The following is a 12,905-nucleotide window of genomic DNA, read 5'->3' as shown; positions in this document are numbered from 1 at the left end:
CTATTTGTTGAAGGCCGAGGCCGGCAGCCGGAGGTCGGTGAGCTTCCAGTCTGCGAAGCCGCTGCGTTCCAAGACCAGGCCGAGGCGCTCGCTGTTGGGCTCGTCGTCGGGGCGGGCGGGATCGACGGCGTAGGCCGTGACCCGGCTGGCGCCCTGGCGCTCGATGATCCAGCGGGCCTTCTTCGGCTCCGGCGCTGCGGTGTCCGCCGGGGCGCTGCCGGGGGGCGGCGGCGCCGGCTCGGACGCGCTGCGGCCGAGCCGGCCGTTCTGCATGGCGGCCATCACCGTTTCCGGCCGCACCAGCGTGTCCACCAGCGGATTGACCAGGCTCGCGCCGATGACGTTGCCGAGCGCGCTCAGCGGATTGCCGCCGTCCTTCGGTGCCCCGAGTTTCTGCGCCAGCAGGGCCGTCAGCTGTGCCTTGAGGCTTTCACGCAGCAGGGGATAGTCGATGTGGGCATTGAGGGCTTCGGCGTCGCCGCGCTGTGCAGCCGCCTGGAGCTGGCGCACGGCCAGAAAGGGCGACAGGTACCAGTAGCCGGCGCCAGCCAGCAGGAGCAGCATGACCAGGGCGGCCGCAGCCAGGCGTTGTGGTTTCTTCATCCCCCGATTCTGCCAATCGGGACGCGCTCGCCGCGCTTCAGTACTTGAGGGTCACGCCGGCCTTCACGCCCTTTTTCTCATTGCCGTCGGAGAAGACGCCAGCGGAATAGGACAGGTCGCCTGCCGTGCTGCCGCCGAGCGAATAGGTCGGCCGGGAGCCGGTGGTGTCGACGCCGATGTACTTGCTGCTGCCGTCAGGGCGTTGGGCGCCGACCGTGGCGCCCTTCGATTCCATCGACGTCTCGGTCGGGGACACGTTGGGCTCGACGTAGACAGTCCCGTTGTCGTCGCTCTTCAAGGGCAGTTTCGGGGTCTGGGCGAGGGCGGCGGCACAGCACGCGGCCAAGCCCAGCACTGCAACGATGGATGTGCGCATGCGCTGGATCCTGAGGCCGAAGAGCCGGCGGCAGCGTAGGCCCGAGTCGCCGGATCGGCTGCGCGTTGTCCGACAGGCATTTCGGAGCTTCCAGGTTCAGCCGCGCATGGCATCGCGGATGGCGGCGACCGGACCGATTCCGAGCGAGCCGAGCAATGTCAGGACCCAGAAGGTGACCGCGGCCGGTCCGACGACGACGACCGCTGCGGCGGGCAAATGCTGATCTGCCCAGCCGACCGCGAGGACGACAATCGCGAAGACGATCGTCACGAAGACGCGACAGCTCGATACGCCTGGACGCCAGCGTCCGGTTCCGGCGGAAAGTCGAGCCATGCCCGGACGCATGAGGCGGGCAGCTCGCAAGCGCGGGGCTGCCAATGGCTGTGGCGAGAGGTCGATGAACGGAGAAGGCATGACGGAATTGTGCGGTGCGGAACCTGACTGTTGGCCTCCCAACGGCCAGCGGCGGACCAGAATCCGCAGCCTCATCTGAAAAGGCACGCATGTCCTTGACCCGGCTGCTCACCGACTATGGCTACTTGGCCGTCTTTGCGGGCTGTCTTCTCGAGGGCGAGACGATCCTGCTGCTGGCCGGATTCGCTGCCCACCAGGGACATTTGTCGTTGCCGCTGGTCCTCGCGATCGCCTTCATCGGCGGGGCCCTGGGCGACCAGATCTTCTATTGGGCCGGGCGCGCATGGGGCACGGCACTGCTGGGCCGGATACCCGGTTTCCATGAGCGGGCGCGGCGGGTCATCGCATTGCTGAAGCGCCACGATGCACTGCTGATCGTCGGCATCCGCTTCATGTACGGCCTGCGCATCGTCGGGCCGATCGCCATGGGCGCCGTCGGCCTGTCATCTCGGCGCTTCAGCGTTTTCAACCTGGTTGGCGCAGCCATCTGGGCGCCGCTGGTGGGCGGCCTGGGCTACCTGTTCGGCCATGCCGTCGAGGCGCTGCTGGGCGACATCGCGCGCTTCGAGGAAGTGGCGCTGGCGCTGATCGTCGCTGTCGCGGCCCTGTTCGGGCTCATCCACGCCTGGCTGCGGGCGAGATCGAAATCGAAGAATCCGGATCGATGAGGCGCAGCGGGTCAGTGCGTGTCGTGCTCTGTCCTGCGCCATTCCCAAGGCGGCACCGGGCTGGCGTCGCGCCAGAGCCCGATCTTCTTCGCCCGCGCTTCGGCTTCGGCGAATTCATGCTGGCCGCGGGCCTGGGGCGTCTGCTCGTGCGCATAGGCGCGGTACCACCAGGCCATTCCGAGCGTGAGCATCGCCAGCCCGGCGTCCAGTGTCTTCGGACCCTGCGGCGCCGATGCCGGCGCGACCCGCACGCTGCAAACCGCGCGGCCGTAGCGGTCGGTCTTCTGGCAGTCGAGTTCGACCTCCTTCGCGAAGACCAGTCGCGACAGCGCTTGCTTGGCGCGGGCGCCGAAAGCCTGGCGCTTCTCGGGCGCGTCGATGGCATCGAGGCGAACCTTCAGCCGTTCGTAGCCGCCTGTCCCCGGACAGCGCGCCGTCAGCGTGTCGCCATCGGTGACGCCGACCACCAGGCAGGTGCGCGGGGCGGCATGGAGGGCAAAGGGCAGGGTGAGGAAGAGGGTGAAGAGAAGGCGGCGCATCGAGAGGTCGGGTTGCCGAACGAGGCACCCCAATGGAAAATGCCCCGCTACCTTTTGAGTAGCGGGGCATCCAGTGGCCTTGCGGCACATTCTGGCTCCTCGACCTGGGCTCGAACCAGGGACCTACGGATTAACAGTCCGGCGCTCTACCAACTGAGCTATCGAGGAACAAGCCTCAAATTATATATCGAGTGAAGGGGCCGATTCCCCAGGCACACACGTGACGCGCTACAAAATCGAAGTCGCCGAAGCAAAAAAAAACGCGCCGGCATGGGCGCGTTCTGCAGAGACACTCGAAGCTCGTTGTAGAGGCCGAATGCAGAGCCGAAGCTCTTCTTGTTGTCGCCGCCGCAAAACGGGTTCACTGCGGCTTGATTCTGGCTCCTCGACCTGGGCTCGAACCAGGGACCTACGGATTAACAGTCCGGCGCTCTACCGACTGAGCTATCGAGGAACAAGCCTTAGATTATAGCGTGGTTTTTGGCCCTCTCAGGCGGCGCTGTTGCAGATCGCCATCAGCCGCCGTGCCGCCTCCTCGGGCTGCGGGTCGGCCACCAGCGCGCGCACCACGGCCACCGAGCCGACGCCCGTGGCCAGCACTTCGGGCATGCGCTCTTCATCGACGCCGCCGATGCCGACCTGCGGGTAGCCACGCATGAGCCGCGCATACGCAGCCAGGCGCGCCACGCCCTGGGGCGCGGTCGCCATCCGCTTGAGCGTGGTCGGGTAGACYGCGCCCATCGCGATGTAGCTCGGGCTTGCGAGGTCGGCGCGAAGCATTTCCGCGTAGCCGTGGGTGCTGACGCCGAGGCGAATGCCGGCGTCGCGGATCGTCCGCAATTCTGCGGGAGCCAGCGCGTCGAGGTCTTCCTGGCCCAGATGCAGGCCGTAGGCCCGCGCAGCGATGGCGTGCTTCCAGTGGTCGTTGATGAAGAGCAGGGCGCCCGTGCCGCGCACCGCCTCGACAGCCGCCCGCACCTCGCGCTCGATGGCGCCGGCATCGTCCGACTTGAAGCGCAGCTGCACCGTCGGCACGCCGGCGCGCGCCATGCGCCCGACCCATGGGGCATCGGGCAGCACCGCATACAGGCCCAGCTTCTCGGGGCAGGGCGGAAACGCGTCGTCGCGGCGCGTCGGCGGAAAGGAGCGCAGGCCGAAATCGGCCGGGGTGTCGGGCCAGGCCTCGGCGTCGAAGCGGCCGGTGCGCTCGCTCTGTGCCCGCCATGCGCGCGCCAGGCATTCGGCGTCGATGTCGATGAAGCCCAGGGTGCCGCAGGCCTGCTTCGCGCCGCGGTAGACCGGGTCGTCGGAGGTGAACGAATCCGTGGCGTGGCTCGTCGTGCCAAAGCGCGCGGCGTGGGCCGCCACGATGGCCCGTGCGATGGTGGAGGGGTCGGTCATGGCGGTCATTGGGATGCTGCGTGATGCCAGAAAGGCGTACCCAGCACCGGCGTGCTCGGCTGGGCCGAATCCTGCGCCGCCATCGCGCCCGCATGGTGCGCGCTGCGCCCGGCCTGCACTGCGTCGGCGAAGGCGCCGGCCATCGCGACCGGGTCCTGCGCCAGCGCCACCGCGGTGTTCAGCAGGACGCCGTCATAGCCCCATTCCATCACCTGGCAGGCATGCGAGGGCAAGCCCAGCCCGGCGTCGACCAGCAGCGGCACCGACAGCCGCTCGCGCAGCACCTGCAAGGCGTAGGGGTTGACCGGCCCGCGCCCGGTGCCGATCGGCGCCGCCCAGGGCATCACGGCCTGGCAGCCGACATCGACCAGCCGCTGGCACAGCACGAGGTCCTCGGTGCAGTAGGGCAGCACCTGGAAGCCTTCGCGGATCAGCTGCGCGGCGGCGTCGACAAGGTTCAGCGTGTCGGGCTGCAGCGTGTAGTCGTCGCCGATCAGCTCGAGCTTGATCCATGGCGTATCGAACAGCTCGCGCGCCATCTGCGCGGTGGCGATCGCCTCCTGCACGCTGTGACAGCCGGCCGTGTTGGGCAGTACCGGCACGCCGAGGCGGCGCAGCAGGTCCCAGAAGCCGTTGTCGCTGCCGGCGCCGTTCGAGGTCGCGGTTTGGCGTCGCAGCGAGGCAGTGAGCATGGCGGGCCGGGCGCGCCGGACGGCCGCCTCGAGCACGTCGGGCGAGGGGTAGCGCGCGGTGCCGAGCAGCAGCCGGCTGTCGAAGCTCTGGCCGTAGAGCACGAGCGGATCGTTGGGGGGAATCGGTGTCATGGTGTGTCCTCAGCCGCCCGTCACGGGGCGGATCACTTCGATGCGGTCGTCGGCCTGCAGCAGATGCGCGCCGTAGTTCGAGCGTGGCACGAACTGGCGGTTGACGGCGACGGCGAACGGCGGCTTGGCTTCGATGAGCGCAAGCGCGTCCGACAGCGTCGCGCCGGCCGGCAGCTGGTGGGGTTGGTCGTTGATCAGCAGGTTCATGGATGGGTTGCGAGGCCGAAGCGGCCGGCCAGCGCCGACTGGCCGGTGGCCAGCAGTTCGAGCGCGATGTCGAGGATCGCCGGCGCGATCATGAAGCCGTGGCGATAGAGGCCGTTGATCTGCATCACGTGCGGGCGCAGCTCGCGCACGGCCGGCAGATTGTCGGGCAGGGTCGGGCGGCACTGGGTCGCGATCTCGACGATGCGCGCTTCCGCGAAGCCGCTGTGCACCGCGTAGGCCGCGCTCAGCAGTTCGAGCGTGGAACGCACGCTGGCCGGCGACATGTCGTCCGACTCGATTTCGGTGGCACCGATGACGAACAGGTGATCGGGCTTGGGTGCGATGTAGATCGGGTAGCGCGGGTGCACCAGCCGCGTCGGCCGCCGCAGCGTGACCTCGGGCGCATGGACCCGGATCACTTCGCCGCGCACGCCGCGCAGCGCGCCCCACTGCGGCTTGGCGCCGAGGCCGCGGCAGTCGATCACGCGTTCGGGCTGGCCGGTGGCGCCGGGACTGAAGTCGTCGGGCGCGCGCGGCGCCTGCCAATGCAGCCGGACCTTCGGCTGCGCCTGCAGCGTGGCCAGCAGCGCGTCGAGCAAGGCGCGGTTGTCGAGCTGGCCTTCGTCGGGCAGCAGCAGCGCCTGCGCGAAGCGCCGCCCCAGCGCGGGTTCGATGGCCTCGATGCCGGCGGCGTCGAGCGTGCGCATCGCGGGCAGCTCCGGCACCCGTTCGCCGGTGCGCTCCAGCACGCGGCGCAGCCGCGCGGCCTCGGCGGCGTCCTGGCGGTGCCACAGCACCAGCGTGCCTTCGCGCTGGAAGAACACCGGGGCCGCGAGCGCTGCGATCAGCGTCGGCCAGCGGTCGAGCGCGTGATGCCCCATGCGCACGACCGAGGACGGCGCCACGGCCGATTCGGCCAGCGGCGCGAGCATCGCAGCAGCCACCCGTGCGGCGGCGCCCTCGGCCTGCGGACCACCGGCTTCATACAGGTCGATCTCGCAGCCGGCCCGGGCCAGTGCCAGTGCCAGCAGCCGGCCCATGAGCCCGGCGCCGAGCACGGCCGCGGAGCGGAAAGGGAATTCTTGCGACGGGCTCATTGCGGGCTCAGCGTGGGCCACGGCGTGCGTGGTCGATAATTTTCAACATGACCTCTGCATTTTCCCGCTACGCACGCGTGCTTTCGATCGCCGGCTCCGACAGCGGCGGCGGCGCCGGCATCCAGGCCGACCTGAAGACCTTTTCGGCCCTCGGCTGCTACGGGATGACCGCGATCACCGCGCTGACGGCGCAGAACACGCTTGGCGTGTCGGGCATCCACGGCGTGCCGCCGGCCTTCCTGAAGGCGCAGATCCAGGCGGTGGTCGAGGACATCGGGGTCGACGCGGTCAAGCTCGGCATGCTGCATGCGCCCGAGATCGTCGAGGTGGTGGCCTGGGCCATCGACCACTACAAGCTGCCCAACGTGGTGCTCGATCCGGTCATGGTCGCCACCAGCGGCGACCGGCTGATCGCCGCCGAGACGGTGGCCGAGCTGGTGCGCGAACTGTTCCCGCGCGCGATCGTCGTCACGCCCAACCTCGACGAGGCGGCGCTGCTGATCGGCCATGCGATCGACGGGGTCGATGCGCTCGACGACGCGGCCACCGAACTGCTCGCCCTGGGTGCCAGGGCGGTGCTGCTCAAGGGCGGCCACCTGCCGGGCGACGACGTGGTCGACCTGCTGGCCGAGGCCGACGGCGAGCGGCTGCGGCTCTCTTCCAGCCGCATCGCGAGCCGCAATCTGCATGGCACGGGCTGCACGCTGTCGTCGGCGATCGCTGCCCACCTGGCGCTCGGCCATGCGCTGCCCGTGGCGGTGGAACGCGCCCGCGGCTATGTGGTCGCCGCCATGGCGGCGGGCGCGGACATGCAGGTCGGCGCCGGTCACGGTCCCCTCAACCACGGCTTTGCACCAGTGCCGAGCGTTCGCCTGCCTGTGCCGGGCGCGTGACCAGGGCCAACACGAAGGTCAGGGCCAGGGTCGGCAGCGCCGAGCCCCACTGCGGCGCCCAGGCGGCGCAGGCGTGGTAGACCGCGATGCCACCGATCCAGAGGCCGGCCGCCGCCGGGTCGACGCGGCGGCTGCCGAGCGGCACCGGCGCGTTGCCGGTGCCGAGCCGGCCGAGGATCACGCCGTAGAGCGGGACGAACACCGAACTCAGCAGCAGCAGGAAGGGTTCGAGCGTGTGCATCGGCAGCACCAGCGCGAAGCCGATGCAGACCGCGGCCAGCAGCAGGCCCCAGCGCCGCACGCTCCAGCGCGGCCGCAGGCTGTGGGCCGACACCGAGCCCGAGTAGACATCGCCGTAGGCGTTGTCGAGCTCGTCGATCAGGATCAGGCCGAGTGCGACCAGGCCGCCCTGGGCCAGCAGCAGGGCGGCGACCAGGTCGGTGCCGGGCTCGGCCACGCTCACGACCATCACGCCGAGCGCGTAGCACCAGATGTTGGCCAGCACATAGCCGATCCAGGTGCCGCTGAAGGCGCCGCCCAGGCCGCCCGCGCTGCGCTTGCCGTGGCGTGCGTAGTCGGCCACCAGCGGCAGCCACGAGACCGGCATGGCGATCACCAGGTCGAGCGCGCCGAACATGCCCATCGAGCCGTCGCCGGGGCGGGTCCAGAAGGCGTCCAGTCCTTTGGCGTGGAGCCGGGCCGCGAACTGCCAGCTCAGCCAGGCCAGCGAGAGCACCACCAGCGGCAGGCCGAAGCGGCTCACGAAGCGGCGCACCAGCTTGACCATCGAGCCGGCCAGCAAGGCCAGCAGCACGGCGCCCCACAGCAGCGTCGTCAGGACGGTGCCCAGCGGGCCGCCGAGCGACCAGCCGAAAGCCTGCGCGCCGATGGCCTGGGCGCCTTCGCGCATGATCACGAGTTCGAAGGTGGTCCAGCCGATGAGCTGCACGATGTTGAGCAGCACCGGGAGCCGCGCGAAGGCGCTGCCGTAGGTGGCGTTCATGAGGCCGGCGCTGGCCAGGCCGCTTTCGCAACCGACGCGGGCCGTCCAGGCCAGCAGGCCGGCGCCGATGCAGGAGCCCAGCACGATCGCCAGCATCGCGTCGCGGGTGCCGACCGCGGGCACCAGATAGGCGCCGATCTGCATCACCAGCAGGCCGACGCCCAGGCTGAACCAGAGCGCCATGTGGTCGCGCCACTGGAAGACGCGGTGCGATTCGCCAAGCGGCGTCAGCGCCTCGTTGGCCGCGGCCGAGGCCTGTTCATGGGTTGTGTTTGCCATCCATTTGCTCCATGCAAGTGTGTGGCAGGTGGGCGAGGCCGGCGACCCGACCGCCGCGCGAGAAAACGTGGCGGCCGCCGGACCAGCTTCCCTGCGCGAGGATTACCTCAGTCAGGTTCAAAGGGACTCTCTCAGCCGGCCTGCAACTGCGTGTTGCGGGCCGGCACCCCTAGCGTTGCTTCCGTCAGGCGAAGCAGGTCGATTGTAGAGCCGGCCGGGGCCGGCGGGCCCGCTCAGGCGGCGGGAGTGCCCGTGGGCTTTGCCGAGCGCGCATCGTCGCGGGCGATCAGCGGCAGGACGATGCGGCGCACGCCGATGGACAGCACCCAGAACAGCCCCGTGATCACGATCGCCAGCGCGAGCCCTGCGGCGATGTCGAACGGGAAATGGGCGCCGACGTAGATGCGGGCCCAGCCGGTGACCAGTGCGATCGCGAACACCGCGAGGCCAAGCGTTCGCAAGGCCGGGCGCAGACAGAGCACCAGTGCCAGCGTGAACATCACGCTCGCATGCGCGCTCGGCAGCGAACCCCTGGCGCCGTGGGCGATGTAGTTGGGGCTCAGGCCGGCGACGAAGGGCCTCGGGAGATTGAGAGCCTGGGCCAGCGCATGCGCGGCCAGCGCGGCGGCGCCGGCGGCGGCCAGGGTCGCCATCAGGTAGCCGCGTTGTGCGGGCTGCCGCCAGGCGGCCACGGCCAGCAGTGCGAGGCAGAGCCAGGAGGTTCCGTCGGCCAGCAGCGTCGCCAGCCAGAGGAACTGCGCGTCGGGCGCATGGCCCGCGCCGAGCCATTGGAAAAGAGAGATGTTGACGTCCTGCATGTCAGGCGATCCTAAGGCCAGCGGGTGTCCCCACCATGAACGGGGTGTTCACCTCAAGTTCAGGCATCGATCGGTTCTTTCTCAGTGGGCGACGCCGAGCAGCTGGTGCAGCCGCGTGCTGGTGGTGGTGTACTGCAGCGGGATCGACTTGTCGGGAAAAACGATCGCCGCCGCGCCCCAGGCCGCCAGCGTGGCCTCGTGGAAGCCGCAGACGATCAGCTTCTTCTTGCCGGGGTAGGTGTTGATGTCGCCGACGGCGAAGACCCCGCGCTCCTGGGTCTGGTACTTCTCGGTGTCGACCGGCAGCTGCTTGCGCTCGAGCGCCAGTCCCCAGTCGGCGATCGGCCCGAGCCGCGGCGAGATGCCCAGGCAGCCGATCAGGGTGTCGAAGAGCAGCACGACGGTCTGCGCGTCGGGCGTGGCGACCTGCAGATGGGCCGGATCGAAACCGACCGGCTGCCCGACCTGGAGGCGAAGGGCGCCGGCGGCGATGCGCTCGCGCACGGCCGCGACCGTGGCCTCCTCGGCCTGGAAGACGTCGCGGCGATGCAGCAGCGTGACCGCCTTGGCCAGCGGCAGCAGTGCCAGCGCGGTCTCCAGGGCGGCATCGTCGCCGCCGTGGACGATCACCGACTGGCCCGCAAAGCGCTCGAGGGCGTCGGGATGGTAGAAAAGCCGCGTGCCTTCAAGGCGGGCGATGCCTTCCACCGCGATGCGCCGCGGGACGAAGGCGCCGACGCCGGCGGCAATGAAGACCGTCTTGCAAAGGAAGGCGTTGCCGCGAGAGGTCCCGAGCAGCAGGCGGCCGTCCTCCTGGCGGGCCAGCGTCGCGACCTGCTCGTCGAAATGGATGCGCGGCTTGAACGGCGCGATCTGCCGCAGCAGGGATTCGGCCAGGCCGCTGCCGGTCGTGACCGGCGTGCCGGGGATGTCGTAGATCGGCTTGTCGCCGTACAGCGCCACACACTGGCCGCCCGCGCGCGGCAGGGCGTCGACGATGTGGCAGGAGATCTCGAGCAGGCCGAGCTGGAAGGCCTGGAACAGCCCGACCGGCCCCGCGCCGATGATCAGCGCATCGGTTTCGATGGGCGCAGCCGGCGTACTCAGCGCACCAACTCCCCGATCTTGTCGGTCTTGTCTTTCCACTCGTCGGCATCGGGCAGCGCGGGCTTGCGCTTGGTGATGCTCTTCCAGCCGTCGGCCAGCGCCAGTTCGGCGTTGAGCTTGATGAAGGCCAGCTGGTTGGCCGGCAGGTCTTCTTCGGCGTAGATCGCGTTCACCGGGCACTCGGGGATGCAGACCGCGCAGTCGATGCACTCGTCGGGATCGATGACCAGCATGTTCGGCCCTTCACGGAAGCAGTCGACCGGACAGACGTCGACGCAATCGGTGTATTTGCAGCGGATGCAGGATTCGGAGACGACGTGGGTCATTTTCTTGGCAAGCGGAAGGGAATGATCGGGAAAACCCCGAATTTTAGGCCTTTGTGGCGGCAGGGCGCACCAGCACCGCAGCGGAGGTGCGGTGCGAGGCGGTATCGACCAGGATCAGCGAGCCCAAGGTGCGCGACTGGGTGAAGGGCAGCACGGCCAGCGGCTGCTGCAGCGACAGCACCACGTCGCCGATGGCGTTGGCTTCGAGCTTGTCGGTCGGCTCGGCGTCCAGCGTCGTGATGTTCACGCGGTCGATGATGCGCGCCACCTTGGCCTTGACCCAGCGGTGGCCCTGCAGCGCCCAGTAGACCCGGCCGGCCACCAGCGGCTCGTCGTCGAGCCAGGCCACCGTGGCGGTGATCTCGCGCACCGGCTCGAAGGCGTCGGGGGCCAGCAGCCAGTCGCCGCGCGAGACGTCGAGTTCGCGGTCGAGCACGATGCCGGCGCTGTGGCCGGCATGCACGGCCTTGGGCTCGCGCGTGTGGCTCAGCACCTGGGCCACGGTGGCGTGCTGGTTGCTCGGCAGCACGGCGATGCGCTGGCCGGGCTCGATGTGGCCACTGGCGACCCGGCCCCAGAACACGCGGCGGCCGCGCGAGGTGTCGGCCGAGGCCGAGAACTTCTCGACCCATTGCACCGGGAAGGCGAAGGGCACGGCCTCGTCCTGCGCGGTGACCGGCAGCTGCTCGAGCAGTTCGAGCAGGCTCGGGCCCTTGTAGCCGGCCCAGTCGGGGTGGCGCGACGCCACGTTCCAGCCCTTGAGCGCGGAGATCGGCACGGTGGCGGCGACCTGCACGCCGGCGGCTTCGGCGAAATTCGCGAGCGCCTCCGAGATGCGTTCGAAAGCCAGCTCGGCATCGTCGATCGCATCGAGCTTGTTGACCGCGAAGACGATCGACTGCACGCGCAGCAGATGGCACAGCAGGGTATGGCGGCGGGTCTGCGGCAGCAGTTCGCGCTTGACGACTTCGCCGTCGCCCACTTCGCCGGCCCAGGCCAGCTTGGTGGCGTCGACCAGCACCACGGCGGCGTCGGCGCTCGATGCGGCCGTGACCATGTTGCGCGTGTACTGCTCGTGGCCCGGCGCGTCGCCGATCACGAACTTGCGATGGGCGGTCGAGAAGTAGCGGTAGGCGACGTCGATCGTGATGCCTTGCTCGCGCTCGGCCGACAAGCCGTCGGTCAGCAGCGCCAGGTCGGTCTCGCCGCCGCGTTGCACGCCGGCCAGCTGGTCCTGCAGCACGGTCTTGCTGTCGACCAGCAGGCGGCCGATGAGGGTGCTCTTGCCGTCGTCGACGCTGCCGCAGGTGATGAAGCGCAGGGCGGCGCCGGTCTCGGCTTGCTGGGCGGAGGCCGCCGGAATCGAAGTTGCGGCGGTCATCAGAAGTACCCGTCCTTTTTACGTTTTTCCATGGAAGCTTCGGAGGTCTTGTCGTCCATCCGCGTCGCGCCGCGTTCGCTGACATCGGCCGCCAGCGTCTCGACCACGACGTCGCCGGCATCGGCCGCCAGGCTGTCGACAGGGCAGGTGCAGGTGATGTCGCCGACGGTGCGGAAGCGCACGTCGCGCACTTCGACCTGCTCGCCATCGCGCGGCGGCGTGAGCTCGGTGACGGGCACCAGCAGGCCGCGGCGCTCGACGACTTCGCGCTTGTGGGTGTAGTAGATCGAGGGCAGGGCGATGTGCTCGCGCTCGATGTACTGCCAGACGTCGAGTTCGGTCCAGTTCGAGATCGGGAAGACGCGGAAATGCTCGCCCGGCGCGAGGCGCGTGTTGAACAGCGTCCACAGCTCGGGCCGCTGGTCCTTGGGCTGCCATTGGCCGAAGCTGTCGCGGTGCGAAAAGATGCGCTCCTTGGCGCGCGCCTTTTCCTCGTCGCGGCGGGCGCCGCCGATCAGCGCGTCGAAGCGGAATTCCTCGATCGCCTCGAGCAGGGTCACCGACTGGTGCACGTTGCGCGATTCGCCCGGGTGGGCGAGGCGCACCGTGCCGCGCTTCATCGAATCCTCGACATTGCGCACGATCAGCTCGGCACCCAGTTCCTTGGCGCGTTGATCGCGGAAGGCCGTCACTTCAGGGAAGTTGTGGCCGGTGTCGATCATCAGCAGCGGATACGGAATGCGGCCGGCGCCGAAGGCCTTCTCGGCGCACTTCAGCAGTACCAGCGAATCCTTGCCGCCCGAGAACAGCAGGGTCGGCCGCTCGAAGGAGGCCGCGACCTCGCGCAGGATGAAGATGGTTTCTTCTTCCAGGGCGTCGAGCTGGGTGTTGGACAGGTGGGCCAGCGTCTGTGCGGTCGACAGCAGCAGGTCGGGTTCGGTTCGGGCGTTCATCGGGTGCGATCTTGAA

Annotated in this window: 16 protein-coding genes, 2 tRNA genes and 1 riboswitch; of the genes, 2 read left to right on the top strand and 16 right to left on the bottom strand. The window is 69.3% G+C overall.

Going from position 1 to position 12,905, the window contains the following annotated elements; genetic code table 11:
• The 3 genes from AC1DF3_RS01860 to AC1DF3_RS01850 form a co-directional block, all read right to left on the bottom strand.
• Positions 1-603, bottom strand: a complete 603-nt coding sequence (locus AC1DF3_RS01860; protein WP_478138682.1) for a DUF2939 domain-containing protein — start codon at positions 601-603, stop codon at positions 1-3.
• Positions 604-640: 37 nt separating this feature from the next.
• On the bottom strand, positions 641-979 hold the full coding sequence (locus AC1DF3_RS01855; RefSeq protein WP_301812736.1) for a hypothetical protein: 339 nt from the start codon (positions 977-979) through the stop codon (positions 641-643).
• Between the two features lie 96 nt (positions 980-1,075).
• On the bottom strand, positions 1,076-1,393 hold the full coding sequence (locus AC1DF3_RS01850; protein WP_478138681.1) for a hypothetical protein: 318 nt from the start codon (positions 1,391-1,393) through the stop codon (positions 1,076-1,078).
• Between the two features lie 89 nt (positions 1,394-1,482).
• Between AC1DF3_RS01850 and AC1DF3_RS01845 the strand changes: the two genes are divergently transcribed.
• On the top strand, positions 1,483-2,061 hold the full coding sequence (locus AC1DF3_RS01845; RefSeq protein ID WP_478138680.1) for a DedA family protein: 579 nt from the start codon (positions 1,483-1,485) through the stop codon (positions 2,059-2,061).
• Positions 2,062-2,072: 11 nt separating this feature from the next.
• Here the strand turns inward: AC1DF3_RS01845 and AC1DF3_RS01840 are convergent, their stop codons facing one another.
• The 7 genes from AC1DF3_RS01840 to AC1DF3_RS01810 all read right to left on the bottom strand — a co-directional run bounded on the left by AC1DF3_RS01840 (position 2,073) and on the right by AC1DF3_RS01810 (position 6,129).
• Positions 2,073-2,600 (bottom strand): thermonuclease family protein, encoded by a 528-nt coding sequence (locus tag AC1DF3_RS01840; protein ID WP_478138679.1) that lies wholly within the window; start codon positions 2,598-2,600, stop codon positions 2,073-2,075.
• A 92-nt stretch (positions 2,601-2,692) separates the two neighbouring features.
• Positions 2,693-2,768: transfer RNA gene (locus AC1DF3_RS01835), tRNA-Asn, on the bottom strand.
• A gap of 210 nt (positions 2,769-2,978) precedes the next feature.
• Positions 2,979-3,054: transfer RNA gene (locus tag AC1DF3_RS01830), tRNA-Asn, on the bottom strand.
• 35 nt (positions 3,055-3,089) lie between these two features.
• Positions 3,090-4,010, bottom strand: coding sequence for a thiamine phosphate synthase (locus tag AC1DF3_RS01825; RefSeq protein WP_478138678.1), 921 nt, complete (start codon positions 4,008-4,010; stop codon positions 3,090-3,092).
• Positions 4,007-4,825: a thiazole synthase gene (locus AC1DF3_RS01820; protein ID WP_478138677.1), complete on the bottom strand. Its 819-nt coding sequence runs from the start codon at positions 4,823-4,825 to the stop codon at positions 4,007-4,009. Before AC1DF3_RS01820 ends, AC1DF3_RS01825 begins: the two co-directional genes overlap by 4 nt.
• A gap of 9 nt (positions 4,826-4,834) precedes the next feature.
• Entirely contained in the window at positions 4,835-5,032 is a 198-nt protein-coding gene (thiS, locus tag AC1DF3_RS01815) for a sulfur carrier protein ThiS (protein ID WP_286531996.1), read from the bottom strand.
• The gene (locus tag AC1DF3_RS01810; RefSeq protein ID WP_478138676.1) at positions 5,029-6,129 is read right to left on the bottom strand and encodes an FAD-dependent oxidoreductase; all 1,101 of its coding nucleotides are present in this window, start codon (positions 6,127-6,129) and stop codon (positions 5,029-5,031) included. Before AC1DF3_RS01810 ends, thiS begins: the two co-directional genes overlap by 4 nt.
• Positions 6,130-6,176: 47 nt before the next feature.
• Here AC1DF3_RS01810 and thiD point away from each other — a divergent pair, with 47 nt between their 5' ends.
• Complete coding sequence (gene thiD / locus AC1DF3_RS01805) at positions 6,177-7,022, top strand: bifunctional hydroxymethylpyrimidine kinase/phosphomethylpyrimidine kinase (protein ID WP_286531994.1); 846 nt, start codon at positions 6,177-6,179, stop codon at positions 7,020-7,022.
• On the opposite strand, the gene AC1DF3_RS01800 is transcribed toward thiD, so the two are convergent.
• The 6 genes from AC1DF3_RS01800 to cysD all read right to left on the bottom strand — a co-directional run bounded on the left by AC1DF3_RS01800 (position 6,967) and on the right by cysD (position 12,889).
• Positions 6,967-8,304: a purine-cytosine permease family protein gene (locus AC1DF3_RS01800; RefSeq protein ID WP_478138675.1), complete on the bottom strand. Its 1,338-nt coding sequence runs from the start codon at positions 8,302-8,304 to the stop codon at positions 6,967-6,969. The two genes, thiD and AC1DF3_RS01800, sit on opposite strands and share 56 nt — an antisense overlap.
• A 71-nt stretch (positions 8,305-8,375) precedes the next feature.
• A riboswitch (TPP riboswitch) is annotated at positions 8,376-8,485 on the bottom strand.
• A 52-nt stretch (positions 8,486-8,537) separates the two neighbouring features.
• On the bottom strand, positions 8,538-9,122 hold the full coding sequence (locus AC1DF3_RS01795) for a phosphatase PAP2 family protein (RefSeq protein ID WP_478138674.1): 585 nt from the start codon (positions 9,120-9,122) through the stop codon (positions 8,538-8,540).
• Positions 9,123-9,203: 81 nt separating this feature from the next.
• Positions 9,204-10,268: an NAD(P)/FAD-dependent oxidoreductase gene (locus tag AC1DF3_RS01790; RefSeq protein WP_478138673.1), complete on the bottom strand. Its 1,065-nt coding sequence runs from the start codon at positions 10,266-10,268 to the stop codon at positions 9,204-9,206.
• Positions 10,226-10,555, bottom strand: coding sequence for a ferredoxin FdxA (gene fdxA, locus AC1DF3_RS01785; protein ID WP_162574924.1), 330 nt, complete (start codon positions 10,553-10,555; stop codon positions 10,226-10,228). The genes AC1DF3_RS01790 and fdxA overlap by 43 nt, the downstream gene beginning before the upstream one ends.
• A gap of 43 nt (positions 10,556-10,598) precedes the next feature.
• Positions 10,599-11,936: a sulfate adenylyltransferase subunit 1 gene (locus tag AC1DF3_RS01780; protein ID WP_478138672.1), complete on the bottom strand. Its 1,338-nt coding sequence runs from the start codon at positions 11,934-11,936 to the stop codon at positions 10,599-10,601.
• Positions 11,936-12,889: a sulfate adenylyltransferase subunit CysD gene (cysD, locus tag AC1DF3_RS01775; RefSeq protein WP_478138671.1), complete on the bottom strand. Its 954-nt coding sequence runs from the start codon at positions 12,887-12,889 to the stop codon at positions 11,936-11,938. Before cysD ends, AC1DF3_RS01780 begins: the two co-directional genes overlap by 1 nt.
• Positions 12,890-12,905 lie beyond the last annotated feature (16 nt).

The organism is Variovorax sp. 10N432 (assembly GCF_056394465.1).
The sequence above is the reverse complement of the archived record's forward strand: the minus strand, read 5'-3'. Positions and strand labels throughout refer to the sequence as shown.